14 protein-coding genes are annotated in these 15188 nt (G+C 67.4%); 8 read left to right on the forward strand and 6 right to left on the reverse strand.

Features of this window, described 5'->3' with window-relative positions:
- Nucleotides 1-45: 45 nt before the first annotated feature.
- The 4 genes from ACUXVE_RS16755 to ACUXVE_RS16770 all read right to left on the reverse strand — a co-directional run bounded on the left by ACUXVE_RS16755 (nucleotide 46) and on the right by ACUXVE_RS16770 (nucleotide 4857).
- Nucleotides 46-2619: an EAL domain-containing protein gene (locus tag ACUXVE_RS16755; RefSeq protein WP_445514835.1), complete on the reverse strand. Its 2574-nt coding sequence runs from the start codon at nucleotides 2617-2619 to the stop codon at nucleotides 46-48.
- Nucleotides 2616-3509, reverse strand: a complete 894-nt coding sequence (locus ACUXVE_RS16760; RefSeq protein WP_080148851.1) for a hydroxymethylglutaryl-CoA lyase — start codon at nucleotides 3507-3509, stop codon at nucleotides 2616-2618. The genes ACUXVE_RS16755 and ACUXVE_RS16760 overlap by 4 nt, the downstream gene beginning before the upstream one ends.
- Before the next feature lie 171 nt (nucleotides 3510-3680).
- Entirely contained in the window at nucleotides 3681-4067 is a 387-nt protein-coding gene (locus ACUXVE_RS16765; protein ID WP_222389755.1) for a VOC family protein, read from the reverse strand.
- A gap of 1 nt (nucleotide 4068) precedes the next feature.
- Nucleotides 4069-4857: an enoyl-CoA hydratase-related protein gene (locus ACUXVE_RS16770; RefSeq protein WP_222389753.1), complete on the reverse strand. Its 789-nt coding sequence runs from the start codon at nucleotides 4855-4857 to the stop codon at nucleotides 4069-4071.
- A gap of 120 nt (nucleotides 4858-4977) precedes the next feature.
- On the opposite strand from ACUXVE_RS16770, the gene ACUXVE_RS16775 reads away from it, so the two are divergent.
- Genes ACUXVE_RS16775 through ACUXVE_RS16785 form a run of 3 tightly spaced genes read left to right on the forward strand, consistent with a single transcriptional unit; the run spans nucleotide 4978 to nucleotide 7345 of the window.
- Entirely contained in the window at nucleotides 4978-5232 is a 255-nt protein-coding gene (locus ACUXVE_RS16775; protein WP_025874743.1) for a FeoA family protein, read from the forward strand.
- The gene (gene feoB / locus ACUXVE_RS16780; protein ID WP_222389749.1) at nucleotides 5229-7091 is read left to right on the forward strand and encodes a ferrous iron transport protein B; all 1863 of its coding nucleotides are present in this window, start codon (nucleotides 5229-5231) and stop codon (nucleotides 7089-7091) included. The genes ACUXVE_RS16775 and feoB overlap by 4 nt, the downstream gene beginning before the upstream one ends.
- A complete protein-coding gene (locus ACUXVE_RS16785) occupies nucleotides 7091-7345 on the forward strand; it encodes a DUF6587 family protein (protein WP_025874739.1) in 255 nt (84 codons plus the stop codon). The genes feoB and ACUXVE_RS16785 overlap by 1 nt, the downstream gene beginning before the upstream one ends.
- Nucleotides 7346-7529: 184 nt before the next feature.
- Here the strand turns inward: ACUXVE_RS16785 and ACUXVE_RS16790 are convergent, their stop codons facing one another.
- A complete protein-coding gene (locus tag ACUXVE_RS16790; RefSeq protein WP_445514836.1) occupies nucleotides 7530-8111 on the reverse strand; it encodes an NAD(P)H-dependent oxidoreductase in 582 nt (193 codons plus the stop codon).
- A gap of 55 nt (nucleotides 8112-8166) precedes the next feature.
- Entirely contained in the window at nucleotides 8167-8559 is a 393-nt protein-coding gene (locus ACUXVE_RS16795) for a MerR family transcriptional regulator (protein WP_445514837.1), read from the reverse strand.
- Nucleotides 8560-8718: 159 nt separating this feature from the next.
- Between ACUXVE_RS16795 and dapB the strand changes: the two genes are divergently transcribed.
- The 5 genes from dapB to greA all read left to right on the forward strand — a co-directional run bounded on the left by dapB (nucleotide 8719) and on the right by greA (nucleotide 15185).
- The gene (dapB, locus tag ACUXVE_RS16800) at nucleotides 8719-9447 is read left to right on the forward strand and encodes a 4-hydroxy-tetrahydrodipicolinate reductase (RefSeq protein WP_080277594.1); all 729 of its coding nucleotides are present in this window, start codon (nucleotides 8719-8721) and stop codon (nucleotides 9445-9447) included.
- A 289-nt stretch (nucleotides 9448-9736) separates the two neighbouring features.
- Nucleotides 9737-10867: a glutamine-hydrolyzing carbamoyl-phosphate synthase small subunit gene (carA, locus tag ACUXVE_RS16805; protein ID WP_093819617.1), complete on the forward strand. Its 1131-nt coding sequence runs from the start codon at nucleotides 9737-9739 to the stop codon at nucleotides 10865-10867.
- Nucleotides 10864-11415: a hypothetical protein gene (locus ACUXVE_RS16810; protein ID WP_445514838.1), complete on the forward strand. Its 552-nt coding sequence runs from the start codon at nucleotides 10864-10866 to the stop codon at nucleotides 11413-11415. The genes carA and ACUXVE_RS16810 overlap by 4 nt, the downstream gene beginning before the upstream one ends.
- Nucleotides 11416-11469: 54 nt before the next feature.
- Nucleotides 11470-14712 carry a carbamoyl-phosphate synthase large subunit gene (gene carB / locus ACUXVE_RS16815; RefSeq protein WP_222389743.1) on the forward strand — a complete coding sequence of 1081 codons (3243 nt, stop codon included), beginning with the start codon at nucleotides 11470-11472 and terminating at the stop codon, nucleotides 14710-14712.
- Nucleotides 14709-15185, forward strand: coding sequence for a transcription elongation factor GreA (gene greA / locus ACUXVE_RS16820; protein WP_049464691.1), 477 nt, complete (start codon nucleotides 14709-14711; stop codon nucleotides 15183-15185). The genes carB and greA overlap by 4 nt, the downstream gene beginning before the upstream one ends.
- The last annotated feature ends 3 nt before the right edge of the window (nucleotides 15186-15188 follow it).

The raw sequence follows: 15188 nt of genomic DNA on the forward strand, positions 1-15188 counted from the left end.
TAACGGAAGCGACGGCAGCCGCTGTTGTGCACTGCGCCGCCGGCCTCAGCCCAGTTCGCGGGCGCGGCGCAGGCGACGCTCGAAGTCGGCGGCGGGCAGGCCATGGGCGAACAGGAAGCCCTGGCCGACGGTCACCCCCAAATCGAGCAGGCACTGCCGTTGTGGCTCGGTTTCCACGCCTTCGGCGACCACGCCCAGGCCTAGGCTGCGCGCGATCGCGCAGACCGCCTCGCACACCGCCACATCCGAACGGTTGCGGGGAATGCCTTCGACAAACAGCTGGCTCAGCTTCAGCCCATGGATGGGCAGTCGCCGCAGGTAGTTCAGGGCGCTGTAGCCTTCGCCGAAGTCGTCGATGGTCAGCATCACCCCCATTTCGCGCAGGCGGGCGAAGGTGCGCAGGGTGTCCGGTGCATCCTCGATCAGCACCCGTTCGGTGAACTCCAGTTCCAGCACGCTGCCGGGCAGGCCGAACTCGTCCAGCACCTGCCGCACCCAGCGGGCGAGATCCTCACCGACGAACTGGCGCCAGGACACGTTGACCGCCACCCGCACCAGGCCGAGCCCGTCATCCTGCCATTGCCGCACCTGCCGGCACGCTTCGCGCAGCGCCCATTGGCCGATGCGCACGATGTCGCCGGTGTGCTCGGCGTGGCGGATGAACAGGTCCGGGCGCATCGGTCCCAGCTGGGTATTGTGCCAGCGCATCAGCGCCTCGCAGGCGATGGTGGCGCCGCTGCGCAGGTTGACCTGTGGCTGGTACACCAGGTGGAACTCGTCGCCATCGAGGGCCTTGTGCAGCCGGCTTTCGATCTGCAGGCGGTCATGCTGGCGTTGTGCCAGTTCCGGGGAAAACACCTGCCAACCGTTGCGGGTGCGGCGCTTGCTCTCGTACATCGCCGTGTCGGCGTTCTGAATCAGCTGCTGCGGCCGGTCGCCATCGCGCGGTGCGCGGGCGATGCCGATGCTGGCGGTCACCGGGAACTCGTCGCTGCCCAGCTGGAACGGTGCCGAGAACGCCGCCGTGATGCGCTCGGCCAACTGCTCGGCCTGGTCCTGCTGGTCGCGCAGGTCGCAGATCACCAGGAATTCGTCGCCGCCAAAGCGCGCAAGCAGGCCTTCGGTGCCGATCGCAGTGGCGATGCGCCGGGTCGCTTCGATCAACAGTTCATCACCGGCGTTGTGGCCAAGCAGGTCGTTGACCACCTTGAAGCGGTCCAGGTCGATGTACAGCACCGCCACGCGGTCGTGGCTGGGGCTGTCCATGCGCACGCCGAGGTCGCTCAGCACCGCATCGCGGTTCATGATTCCGGTCAGCGGGTCGGTGCGGGCCTGCACGCGCAGGGTTTCCTCGGCCTGCTTGCGCTCGGTGATGTCCTGCACGGTGCCGGTGATGCGTGCGGCATCGACATCGCCGGCCGAGACCTCGCCGATCATCCGGATCCAGAACGAGTGGCCATCGCGGCGCTGGCCCTGCAGCTCCAGGCCGAAGCTGCTGCGGTGTTCGATGGTATCGGCCAGCGCCTGCTGCAGGGCGGCGCGGTCGTCGCTGCGCAGGCAGTCCAGCAGGTCGGGCATGTCCTCCAGGTCGGCCGGCTGGCCGACGATGCGCCGCGCTTCGTCGGTGAGGTACAGGCGCTGCAGGCCGCGATCCCACTCCCAACCGCCGATATGGGCCAGTGACTGCGCGCGCGCGAACAGGGTGTTGTTGCGCTTCAGTTCGGTGATGTCACTGAACATCGCATAGACATGATCGGCCTGGTCGCAGCCGTTGCCGAACACCGGCACGTTGGTGGTGGACAGCCACAGCATGCGTCCGCGCGGGCGGTGGTACAGGCCGATGATGGTGCTGCGGATCACCCGCCCGGCCTGGAAACAGCGGCTGGTCGGCCACTGTGACTGGGTCAACGGGTGGCCATGCTCGTCGACGATGATCCACGCTTCGGGATCGAGCATCGCGTTCAAGCCCACGCCGCCACCGGTGAGGCCGAGGATGCGGTGTGCGGCCGGGTTGGCCGACAGCACGCGCAGGTCGCGGTCGAACAGGATCACGCCCTTGTCGATCGATTCCATCAACAGGCGATAGCGCGACTCTGCGCGCCAGCGCCCGCTCAGGTCGCGGGCGACGGCGACGATGCAGGGTTGGCCGCGGTCCTGGAATCCGGCCGAGTGCACTTCCACCGGAAAGCGGCTGCCATCACCGCGCATGTTGGTCACTTCGATGACGTAGGTGTCGCCGCGGTTCAACGCTTCCCACACCGGTTGCAGATGGTCGCTGGGCAGGTCGGGATTGAGCAGTTCGATCGGCTGGCCGACGATGTCCTCGCGCGGGCGGTCGTAGGCGAGGATGCCGGCGCGGTTGACGTCCAGCACCACGCCTTCGGCGCTGAGGATGCTGACCGGGTCGGGCACGGCGTCGAACAACGCGGCATAGCGTGCCTGGGTATCCAGTTCGCGCTGCTGCGCATCGGCCAGCGCCTGCCGTGCCTGGCGCAGCAGCCTGGCCTGGGCCGGCGGAGGCGAAGCAGCCAGCGCCGCGTCCAGAGCGGCCAGCGCGACGTCGGTTGCGGCGGGTGTATCGCCGATGGCCGGGCGGTCGCGCGGGCCGCTGTCGTTCATGTCGCTGCCAGCGCCTGCCCGACGCGGCTGGCGGTCGCGCGGCCGAGCAGTCCGGCCAGCCAGCGGCCGGTCTCGGCCAGCGACGGCAGGTCGACCCCGCACTCCAGGCCCAGGCCCTGCAGCAGGTACACCACGTCCTCGCTGGCCACGTTGCCGCTGGCGCCCTTCGCGTACGGGCAGCCGCCGGCGCCGGACACCGCACTGTCGACCACGCGCACGCCTTCTTCCAGGCAGGCGGCGATGTTGGCGATGGCCTGGCCGTAGGTATCGTGGAAGTGCACGGCCAGTGCGCTCATCGGGATCTCGGCAGCCACCGCCTGCAGCATGGCGCGGGCCTTGCGCGGCGTGCCGACGCCGATGGTGTCGCCCAGCGAGATCTCATAGCACCCCATCTGGTGCAGGGCGCGGGCGACGCGCACCACATCGGCCAGCGGCACCTCGCCCTGATACGGGCAGCCGAGCACGGTGGAGACGTAGCCACGCACGCGCACGCCGTCGGCGGCCGCGCGGCGCAGGATCGGCTCGAAGCGGGCCAGCGATTCATCGATGCCGGCGTTGGTGTTGGTGCGGTTGAAGGCTTCCGATGCAGCGGTGAATACCGCGATTTCCTGCACGCCGACGGCGCGCGCACGGTCGTAGCCCTGTTCGTTCGGCACCAGCACCGGATAGGCGATGCCCGGGCGGCGCTGGATGCCGGCATAGACCTCGGCAGCATCGGCCAGTTGCGGGACCCAGCGTGGGCTGACGAAGCTGGTGGCCTCAATGGTGCGCAGGCCGGTGGCCGACAGGCGATCGATCAGGGCGATCTTGTCGGCGGTGGCCACGGCCTGCTTTTCGTTCTGCAGCCCATCGCGCGGGCCAACCTCGACGATACGGACGAAATCGCTCACCGGGGCACCCCTGCGGCGGGCGGGACGGGAAGGGCAGGGCGGATGGGATCGGCTGGGGTCACGGCGGTTCCTGGGAAACGGGGGCGGCCCGGTCTTCGCCAGGCTGCCAGATGAGATACGCAGGCCGGTCGCACAAGCGGCCACGCCTGCGTCTGGTGGCGACGCAGGTGTCTACCCGGGCAGGTGGCAGACCGCCTCGATGTTGTTGCCATCGGGGTCGATCACGAAGGCAGCGTAATAGTCCGGGTGGTACCAGGGACGCAGGCCGGGCGCACCATTGTCGCGTGCCCCTGCGGCCAGCGCGGCGGCGTGGAAGGCATCAACCTGGGCGCGCTCGGCGCAGACAAAGGCCACGTGCACGCCCTGGCTGAGCGGCGTTGCATTGCCCAGCCAGAAGAACGGCTTGCCGTGGTTGCCGAAACCCACGTGGTCGTGGGCCCCGGTCTGTTCGGCGCTGACCTCCATCACCACGCCGATCTGCAACGGCGCCAACGCCTGCTGGAAAAAGGCCCTGCTGCGCGGCAGGTCGCCGCTGTTCAAGCCGATATGGTCGAGCATGTCAGGCCTCCGTGACCCAGTGCGGCGCGCGTTTGTCGAGGAAGGCGCCCAGGCCTTCCTGGCCTTCGGCCGATACCCGCAGGCGGGCGATCAGGGCGGCGTTGTCACGGTCCAGGCTGTCGCGATCATGGGCGTTGCGAACCTGCCGGACCAGCAGCTTGGCCGAAGCCGAGGCGATCGGCCCGGCCTTGTCGAGCAGGGCCAGCTGTCGCTGCACCGCCTCGTCGAGGCGTTCGGGCTCCACCAGCTGGTGGATCAGGCCGATGCGCAGGGCAGTGTCGGCGTCGAAGTGCTCGCCGGTGGCGAACCAGCGGCGGGACTGGCGGCTGCCGATGGCCTCGATCACATAGGGCGAGATCACTGCCGGCAGCAGGCCCAGGCGGCTTTCGGTCAGGCCGAAGCGGGCGGCGGTAGTGGCGATGGCGATATCGCAGCAGGCCACCAGGCCGACGCCACCACCAAAGGCGGCGCCGTGGACGCGGGCGAGGGTGGGCTTGGGCAGTTCGTCCAGGGTGCGCATCAGCCGGGCCAGGGCCAGGGCGTCGTCACGGTTGTCCGCCTCGCTGGCAGAGGCCATGCCGCGCATCCACTGCATGTCGGCACCGGCGGAGAAGGAGGCGCCGTGGCCGGCCACCACCACCGTGCGCACGGTGTCATCGCGTCCGGCCGCTTCCAGGGCTGCGGTCAGCCGGGCGATCAGGCCGGCGTCAAAGGCGTTGTGCAGCTCCGGCCGGTTCAGCCAGAGGGTCAGGACAGCGCCGTTGCGCTCGATCTGCAAAGCATCGTTCATGGGATTCCGGGGGTTGCTCCATACCTGTATGGATCATAGCGGGCCATTGGTCATGGGCCATGACGCGACGCGGGAATGTTAGAATCGAGAACCATTTACATCCAGCAGAGAACACGCTAGATGACGCTGTCCGAACTGCCCCTGCACGCCTCGGCCGTGGTCGATTCCGTGCAGGACCTGCATGCCAACGATGCCATCGCCCGGCGCCTGCGCGAGCTGGGCTTCGTCAAGGGCGAGGAAGTGCGCCTGGTGGCGCGAGGCCCGGTTGGTGGCGAGCCGCTGCTGGTGCAGGTCGGGTTCACCCGTTTCGCGCTGCGTATCAGTGAGGCCCGGCGCGTGGTCATCGACCCGGCCAGCCAGGAGGGACGTGCATGAGCGCCACCGCAACCGCCGCCCCGCTGCGCATCGCGCTGGTCGGCAACCCCAACAGCGGCAAGACCGCGCTGTTCAACCAGCTGACCGGCAGCCGGCAGAAGGTCGCCAACTACACCGGCGTCACCGTTGAGCGCAAGGAAGGCCGCCTGCGTGCGCCGTCCGGCCGCGAGTTCGCCGTGCTGGACCTGCCGGGCGCCTACAGCCTGCAGCCGGCCAGCCTGGACGAGGCGATCACCCGCGACCTGTGCCGGGGGTTCTACCCGGGTGAGGCCGCGCCGGACGTCCTTCTGTGCGTGATCGACGCCACCAACCTGCGCCTGCACCTGCGCTTCGCCCTGGAACTGCGCGAGCTGGGCAAGCCGATGATCATCGCCCTGAACATGGTCGACGCCGCGCAGCGCCGCGGCATCCAGATCGATGTGGCCGCGCTGGAGCGCCAGATTGGTGTGCCGGTGGTGGAAACCGTGGCGGTACGCAAGCAGGGCGCGCGTGCACTGGTGGAACGCCTGGATGCGATGGTGCCGCACCTGGATGCGCCGCTGGCCGGCGTTGAGAGCGGCGCGGACTACCACGCGCAGGTGCGCGCGATCCTGGCCGCAGCCGTGCGGATGCCGGCACGGACGGCGAAGATCGACGATACGCTGGACCGCTGGCTGCTGCATCCGGTGTTCGGCCTGATCACGCTGGTGGTGGTGATGTTCCTGATCTTCCAGGCGGTGTTCGCCTGGGCCACGCCGCTGATGGATGGCATCGAGGCCGGCTTTGCCTGGCTGGGTGAACTGGCCGCCAGCGTGCTGCCGGCAGGTCCGCTGACCAGCCTGCTGACCGACGGCATCATCGCCGGCCTGGGCGGCGTGGTGGTATTCCTGCCGCAGATCCTGATCCTGTTCGCCTTCATCCTGGCGCTGGAGGAATCCGGTTACCTGCCACGCGCCGCGTTCCTGCTGGACCGCATGATGGCGGCGGCCGGCCTGTCGGGGCGGTCGTTCATCCCGCTGCTGTCCAGCTTTGCCTGCGCCGTGCCGGGCATCATGGCCACCCGCAGCATCCAGGACCCGCGTGACCGCCTGGCCACGATCCTGGTGGCACCGCTGATGACCTGCTCGGCAAGGCTGCCGGTGTATGCGCTGCTGATCGGTGCGTTCATACCGGCCGGCAGGATCGGCATCTTCAACCAGCAGGGCCTGGTGTTGTTCGGCCTGTACGTGGCCGGCATCCTCAGCGCGCTGGTGATGTCGTGGGTGATGAAGAAGTGGCGCCGCGACAAGAGCGAGCACCCGCTGATGCTGGAGCTGCCGTCGTACCGCATTCCGCATCCGCGCGACCTCGCCGTCGGCCTGTACGAGCGCGGCATGATCTTCCTCAAGCGCGTCGGCGGCATCATCCTGGCGCTGACCATCCTGCTGTGGTTCCTGCTGTCGTTCCCGGGCGCGCCCGCCGACGCGACGATGCCGGCCATCGACTACAGCTACGCCGGCCAGATCGGCCACGCGATGACCGCGATCTTCGCGCCGCTGGGCTTCAACTGGCAGATCTGCATCGCGCTGATTCCGGGTCTGGCCGCGCGCGAAGTAGCGGTGTCCTCGCTGGCGACGGTGTATGCGCTGTCGGCTGCCGATGACGATGCGGCGATCTCCGCACTGTCGCCGGTGGTGGCTGATGGCTGGTCGCTGGCTACCGGCCTGGCCCTGCTGGTGTGGTTCATCTACGCACCGATGTGCATCTCGACGCTGGCCACCATCAAGCGCGAGACCAACTCGTGGAAGCAGATGGGCTTTGCGGCGTTCTACCTGTTCGCCGCAGCGTACGTGGCCGCGCTGATCACCTACCAGGTGACCGTGGCGCTGGGAGGCGGCTGATGGACGCCGGCCTGCTGGTGCAGTACCTGATCATCGCCGTGGCCGTGCTGGTCAGCGCATGGGTGGTGCTGAAGAAGCAGGCGCCCGGCACCGTGCGCAAGCTGCGTGGCGCGCTGGCACTGGCCCTGCTGAAGCCGGGCCGCGCGGCCTGGCTGCAGGCGCTGGGCCGGAAGATCGCGCCGCCGGCCACTGGCGGTGGCGGGGCGTGCGGTGGCTGCGACAGCTGCGGACCGACACCGCCGAAGCAGCACTAGAGAGGCGTCTGGGCCCTGCCCTGGTGGGTGCGGCCCTTGGTCTGCACTGCAGATTGATCATCCACGCATGGCGTGGATCTACCCATCCCCAGCGCTGCCCTCCAGCGGTGTCGGAATTGAACATCCACGCAGGGCGTGGATCTACGTTGCAGGCAGGGTGGGGTGACAGGTTCGCCGCGATGCGTCAACGTGCGCGCTCACCCAGCTCCGCAGCCAGGGCAAGCCAGCGTTCGCGCTGGCCGGGCGTGCTGCTGCGCACCGGGCCCAGCCGGCTGACCCGCACCGGGCGGATGCCGCAGAACTCAAGGATGGTGGCGCGGATCTGGGTAATGCCCGGATCGCGGTAGATCCAGCGGTAGTACCAGGGCGGCGTATCCAGCGTGGTGATGACCCGCGCGCTGCGCCCCGCCAGCAGCCGGTCCCACCACACCGAATCGCGCCGGTAGCGGAAGGCGAAGCCCGGCAGCAGCACACGATCGAAGAAGCCCTTCAGCAGTGCCGGCATCGCGCCCCACCACGTCGGGTAGACCAGCACCAGGTGGTCGCAGGCCTGGATCGCGTCTGCTGCATCCTGCAGGTCGGTTTCCAGTGGCTGGATCTGGCGATAACCGTGGCGCAGCACCGGGTCGAACTGCAGTTCACCCAGGGCGATCATGTGCACGCGGTGGCCGGCGTTGCGGGCGGCGGTCGCGTAGCGCTGGGCGAGGGCGCCGCACAGGCTGTCGCGGTCGGGATGGCCAAGCAGGATCAGGATGGAACGGGACACGGCAGTCTCGGAGGCTGGAAGGCGACCGACGTTGCGCTATGCCCCAAGGGCAGAGTCAAACGACAGGGCAGCCGGCAGGAACCAACACGCAGGTGCCATCGCCCTGCTGCAGCCATTGCCGCAGCTCGTCAGCCACCTGCAGCAGCTCGATCTCGGTGCGTGCAAGGCGCTCGCGCTCGGCGGCAATCGCAGTGCGCTGACGTTCCAGCAGGGTGAGCACGGCTGGCCAGTCCAGCTGGCCGTCGCCACGCTGCAGGCGGGTGATGGCGGCCAAGCCGATGCCCAGCCCCAGTGCCTGCCGGATCAGCTGCACCCAGGCCACGTCCTGCTCGCTGTAGTCGCGATAGCGGTTCAGGCGCGGCACTGGCGGCAGCAGGCCGCGTGCCTCGTACAGGCGGATGGCCTTGGCGCTGGCGCCAGTACGGCGGGCGACTTCGGAAATGCGCACCGTTTCAGCCCTGCATCCGCGCAGGCGGCATGATGGCGTCAGCGCTTGGCGCGGGCGGTTTGCAAAGGTGCATGAGGTGCGGGCCAGCGCTTGAAGGGGCACGCAGCGTAGCAGCGACAGTGCTTGCCGGACCATGCGTGCTGCCGCTAGCCTGCGTGCATGAACCAGACTCCCCTGCGATTGCTTATTCACGGCGCCTCCGGGCGCATGGGCCAGGCCCTGTTGCGGCTGGCCGCCGAACATCCTGATTCCCTGCAGATCGTCGCTGCGGTGACCGGCCGCGCGCCGGCGCAGCGGGTGATCGACGGCGTACCGTTCTTCGCGGCCAGCGAGTTGCCGGGGGCGCCGGTGTTCGATGTGGCGATCGACTTCAGCCTGCCCGAGGGCTTCGATGCGCTGCTGGCACTGTGCGTGGAGCGCGGTGCGGGACTGGTATCGGGCACCACCGGTATTTCCAGTGTGCAGCGCCAGGCACTGGAAGCAGCGGCGGCGAAGATCCCGCTGGTGTGGGCGTCGAACTTCAGCCTGGGCGTGGCGGTGCTCGATGAGCTGGTGGAGCGTGCAGCGCAGGCGCTGGCCGGCTGGAACTGCGACATCGTCGAATCGCACCATACGCAGAAGAAGGATGCTCCCTCGGGCACGGCGTTGACCCTGGGTGCCGCGGCGCAGCGGGGCGGGGCCGAGCCGCAGTACGCCAGCCTGCGCGCCGGAGACATCGTCGGCGAGCATCTGGTGCAGTTCACCGGCCTGGGCGAACGCATCGAGCTGGTGCACCGGGCCACCAACCGCGACATCTTTGCCCGCGGGGCGCTGTTTGCCGCTCGCCAGCTGCAGGGCCGGGCGGCTGGCAGCTACCGGGTACGCGACCTGCTGGACGGCCCCCTGTAAACGGTAGCGCCGGGCCATGCCCGGCGTCGGTGGCAGATCCGCCGGGCATGGCCCGGCGCTACCCTTGGGTGCCTGCATACGCCTCCGGATTGAAATGAATGCGCAATCGCCTGTTCATGAATGGCGATAACCGCTGGCGCGAGCGCCCCGGCACCGCTACAATTCGCACTCGCCGAATCACGAAAGCCGGACCGGTCCCAGACCGTACGTCCGCGCTTTTTTGCAACCGGATTTCCGTGAAGCGCAGGCGTGACTTCGGCACCCCCTCGGTAGCCAAAGTGAGAATTCCGTGACCCAAGCCGCAATCCTCGTCCTCGAAGACGGCACCGTATTCGAGGGCGAATCCGTAGGCGCGCCCGGCCTGTCCGTCGGTGAAGTGGTGTTCAACACCGCCATGACCGGCTACCAGGAAGTGTTGACCGACCCGTCCTACGCCCGGCAGATGGTCACGCTGACCTATCCGCACATTGGCAACACCGGCATGACCGACCAGGACGATGAAGCGTCCAAGGTGTGGTCGGCCGGCCTGATCGTGCGCGATGTACCGCGCCGGCCGAGCAGCTGGCGCAGCCAGGTGTCGCTGCAGGACTGGCTGATCCAGCGTGGCGTGGTCGCAATCGCCGGCATCGACACCCGCAAGCTGACCCGCATCCTGCGCGAGAAGGGTGCCCAGAACGGCGCGCTGATGGCCGGCGACGGCATCGACGTGGAAAAGGCGCTGGAAGCGGCCCGCAAGTTCCCAGGGCTGAAGGGCATGGATCTGGCCAAGGTCGTTAGTACTGACAAGACCTACGTCTGGACCGAGGGCCAGCTGGACCTGGATGCCAACGCCTTCGTCAGCGTGCCGGCCCAGTACAAGGTCGTGGCGTACGACTTCGGCGTGAAGACCAACATCCTGCGCATGCTGGCCGAGCGCGGCTGTGAGGTCACCGTGGTGCCGGCGCAGACCCCGGCCGCTGAAGTGCTGGCGCTGAAGCCGGATGGCGTGTTCCTGTCCAACGGCCCGGGTGACCCGGAACCGTGCGACTACGCGATCGCCGCGATCAAGACCTTCATCGACGTGAAGATCCCGACCTTCGGCATCTGCCTGGGCCATCAGCTGCTGGGCCTGGCCTCGGGCGCGAAGACGATCAAGATGGGCCATGGCCACCACGGTGCTAACCACCCGGTGCAGGACCTGGACAGCGGCCGGGTGATGATCACCTCGCAGAACCACGGCTTCGCGGTCGATGAAGCGACCCTGCCGGCCACCCTGCGGGTGACCCACCGTTCGCTGTTCGACGGCACCAACCAGGGCATCGCCCGCACCGACGTGCCGGCCTTCTCTTTCCAGGGCCACCCGGAAGCCTCGCCGGGCCCGCATGACGTCGGTCCGCTGTTCGATCGTTTCGTGACCCTGATGGCCGAGGCCAAGGCTTGATGCGCAGCGCCGCTCTGCTGCTGTCGCTGTGCTGCGCCGCGGGTGCGGCACAGGCTGCGCCGGCGTCCGCTGCGGACATGGACGCGCTGCTGCACACGTTGAAGAAGGACTCGACCGGTGCGTCGTCGGCGACGATGCTGGTCGAGGAGGTGCCAACGCTCAAAGCGCTGGCCGAAAGCGATCGCCAATGCGCCCGCACCTCCATCCAGTCGTTCTTCTACGTTCATGCGCGCCAGTCGTTGATCAACAGCCTTGGCGAGGACGGTGACGTGGTCGTTGCGGACTGGTCGCGCTTCCTGGCCACACCGTCCGGAAAGGGTTACCTGATCCTCACCCGAGCGCTCCCGGAGTCGGCAGCGGACGCGTCGGTCAACGTCAACGACGAGGCGTACGCCGCCGGATTCGACGCCTTTCTCGGCAGTACGTCCTTCAAGCGCCTGGATGCGGGTTTCGATGCAATGAGCGTCCCTGACGAATACGCGGTGAAACTGAGCCAGGGATTGCAGGACCAGTGCGGGATTGCGCTGAAACCCGAAGAGATTTCCTGATCGACAGCGTGCGATCACTCCCCCTTGTCACGCTGTACTGACCTAGAGAAGAAAATGCCCAAGCGCACTGACCTCAAGACCATCCTCATCATCGGTGCCGGCCCGATCGTCATCGGCCAGGCCTGTGAGTTCGACTACTCCGGCGCCCAGGCCTGCAAGGCCCTGCGAGACGAGGGCTATCGCGTGGTGCTGGTCAACAGCAATCCGGCCACGATCATGACCGACCCGGAGATGGCCGATGCCGTCTACATCGAGCCGATCAACTGGCAGACGGTCGAGAAGATCATCGCCAAGGAAAAGCCCGACGCGCTGCTGCCGACCATGGGTGGCCAGACCGCGCTGAACTGCGCGCTGGACCTGGCCGACCACGGCGTGCTGGAGAAGTACAACGTCGAGCTGATCGGCGCCAAGCGCGATGCGATCCGCATGGCCGAAGACCGCGAACTGTTCCGCGTGGCGATGAGCGAGATCGGCCTGGAGTGCCCGACCGCTGCCGTCGCCCATACCCTGGACGAAGCGCTGGAGATCCAGACCCGCGTCGGCTATCCAACCATCATCCGCCCCAGCTTCACCCTGGGCGGCAGTGGCGGCGGTATCGCCTACAACCGCGAAGAGCTGATCGAGATCGTCAACCGCGGCCTGGAACTGTCGCCGACCACCGAAGTGCTGGTCGAAGAGTCGGTGCTGGGCTGGAAGGAATTTGAGATGGAAGTGGTCCGCGATACCGCGGACAACTGCATCATCGTCTGCTCGATCGAGAACCTGGACCCGATGGGCGTGCACACCGGTGACTCGATCACCGTGGCCCCGGCGCAGACCCTGACCGACAAGGAATACCAGCGCCTGCGCGATGCCTCCATCGCCGTGCTGCGCAAGATCGGCGTGGATACCGGTGGTTCGAACGTGCAGTTCGGCATCAACCCGGACACCGGCCGCGTGGTGGTGATCGAGATGAACCCGCGTGTGTCGCGTTCCTCGGCGCTGGCGTCCAAGGCCACCGGCTTCCCGATCGCCAAGGTCGCCGCCAAGCTGGCCGTGGGCTACACCCTGGACGAACTGAAGAACGAAATCACCGGCGGCCTGACCCCGGCCTCGTTCGAGCCGTCCATCGACTACGTCGTCACCAAGATCCCGCGCTTTGCGTTCGAGAAGTTCCCGGCTGCCGATGCACGCCTGACCACCCAGATGAAGTCGGTGGGCGAAGTGATGGCGATGGGCCGCACCTTCCAGGAATCGATGCAGAAGGCCCTGCGTGGCCTGGAAACCGGCAAGGTCGGCTTCGACCCGACCGGCCTGGACCTGGCCAACGAAGACGACCTGCAGACCCTGCGCCGCGAGCTGAAGGCGCCGGGCCCGGAGCGCCTGTTCTACGTCGCCGATGCGTTCCGTGCCGGCATGAGCGTGGAGGACATCTTCAAGCTGTCCTATATCGATCCGTGGTTCCTGGACCAGATCGAAGAAATCATCGCCGCCGAGACCCAGGTCGCGGCCGATGGCATCGACGCCCTGGATGCGGCGCGCCTGCGCAAGCTCAAGCGCGCCGGCTTCTCCGATGCCCGCCTGGCCCAGCTGACCGGCACCAATGAAGCGGCGGTGCGTGCGCTGCGTCGCGCGCACAAGGTGCGCCCGGTGTACAAGCGGGTGGACTCCTGTGCCGCCGAGTTCTCCACCAGCACCGCCTACCTGTACTCGACCTACGAGGACGAGTGCGAGGCGGCACCGAGCAACCGCGACAAGATCATGATCCTCGGCGGTGGCCCCAACCGCATCGGCCAGGGCATCGAGTTCGACTACTGCTGCGTGCACGCGGCACTGGCGCTGCGCGAGGATGGCTATGAAACCATCATGGTCAACTGCAACCCGGAAACCGTGTCGACCGACTACGACACCTCCGACCGCCTGTACTTCGAACCGCTGACCTTGGAAGACGTGCTGGAAATCGTCGAGCTGGAGCAGCCCAAGGGCGTGATCGTGCAGTACGGCGGCCAGACCCCGCTGAAGCTGGCACGCGCGCTGGAAGCAAACGGCGTGCCGGTGATCGGCACCTCGCCGGACTCCATCGACCTGGCCGAAGACCGCGAGCGCTTCCAGCAGCTGGTGGAACAGCTGGGCCTGAAGCAGCCGCCGAACCGCATCGCCCGCAACGACCAGGAAGCCCTGCTGCTGGCGCGCGAGATCGGCTACCCGCTGGTGGTGCGCCCGAGCTACGTGCTGGGTGGCCGTGCGATGGAAATCGTCTATGGCGAATCCGACCTGGCGCGCTACGTGCGTGATGCAGTGAAGGTGTCCAACGATTCGCCGGTGCTGCTGGACCGCTTCCTCGACAACGCCGTCGAGTGCGACGTGGACATCATCGCCGACGCCCAGGGCAACGTCCTGATCGGTGGCGTGATGGAGCACATCGAAGAGGCTGGCGTGCACTCGGGCGACTCCTCCTGCTCGCTGCCGCCGTACTCGCTGTCGGCTGAAACCCAGGCCGAGCTGCGTCGCCAGGTGGTCGAGCTGGCCAAGGCCTTGAATGTGGTGGGCCTGATGAACACCCAGTTCGCGATCCAGACCGATGAGGATGGCAACGACACCATCTTCCTGCTGGAAGTGAACCCGCGTGCCTCGCGCACCGTGCCGTTCGTGTCCAAGGCCACCGGCATGCCGCTGGCCAAGATCGCGGCGCGCTGCATGGCCGGCAAGACCCTGGAAGAGCAGGGCGCTACCAAGGAAATCGTGCCGGACTATTACTCGGTGAAGGAAGCGATCTTCCCGTTCGCCAAGTTCCAGGGTGTTGATCCGATCCTCGGGCCGGAGATGCGCTCCACCGGTGAGGTGATGGGCGTGGGCCGCAGCTTCAACGCCGCCTTCGCGCGTGCGCAGGAAGCCGGTGGCATCAAGGCGCCGCCGGTGGGCAAGGCGTTCGTGTCGGTGCGCGACCCGGACAAGAAGCGCGTGCTGCCGGTGGCCAAGGCGCTGCTGGCGCGTGGCTACAGCCTGGTTGCCACCCGTGGCACCGCAGCGTGGCTGCAGCAGCACGGCATGGACTGCGAGATCATCAACAAGGTGGTCGAGGGTCGCCCGCACATCGTCGATTCGATCAAGAACGGCGAGATCGTCTATATCGTCAACACGACCGAAGGCCGTGCCGCGATCAACGACTCGTTCTCGATCCGTCGCGAGGCACTGCAGCACCGCGTCACCTATTCGACCACCATTGCCGGTGCCAAGGCGCTGGTGGATTCACTGGAATTCCGCGGTACCGGCCCGGTCTGGTCGCTGCAGGAACTGCACAAGGAGTTGAACGCATGAGAGCACCGATCACGATGAAGGGCGCGCAGCGGCTGCGCGACGAACTGGATCACCTGAAGTCGGTCAAGCGCCCGAAGGTGATCGCCGCGATCGCCGAGGCGCGTGAGCACGGCGACCTGAAGGAGAACGCCGAGTACCACGCAGCGCGCGAGGAACAGGGCTTCATCGAAGGCCGCATCAAGCAGCTGGAAGGCGAGCTGTCGCACGCCGAGATCATCGACGTGAGCAAGCTCAATGCAGGCTCCAAGGTGGTGTTCGGCGCCAGCGTGACCCTGGCCGACGTGGAAACCGACGAAGAGAAGAAGTACCAGATCGTTGGCGACCTGGAAGCGGACATCAAGCAGGGCCTGATCGCCATTTCCTCGCCGGTGGCCCGCGCGATGATCGGCAAGCTGGAAGGTGACTCGATCGTTATCGATGCGCCGGCCGGCCAGCGCGAGTACGAAATCGTCAGCGTCAGCTACCAGGACTGATCA

The organism is Stenotrophomonas sp. 3(2025) (assembly GCF_052665395.1).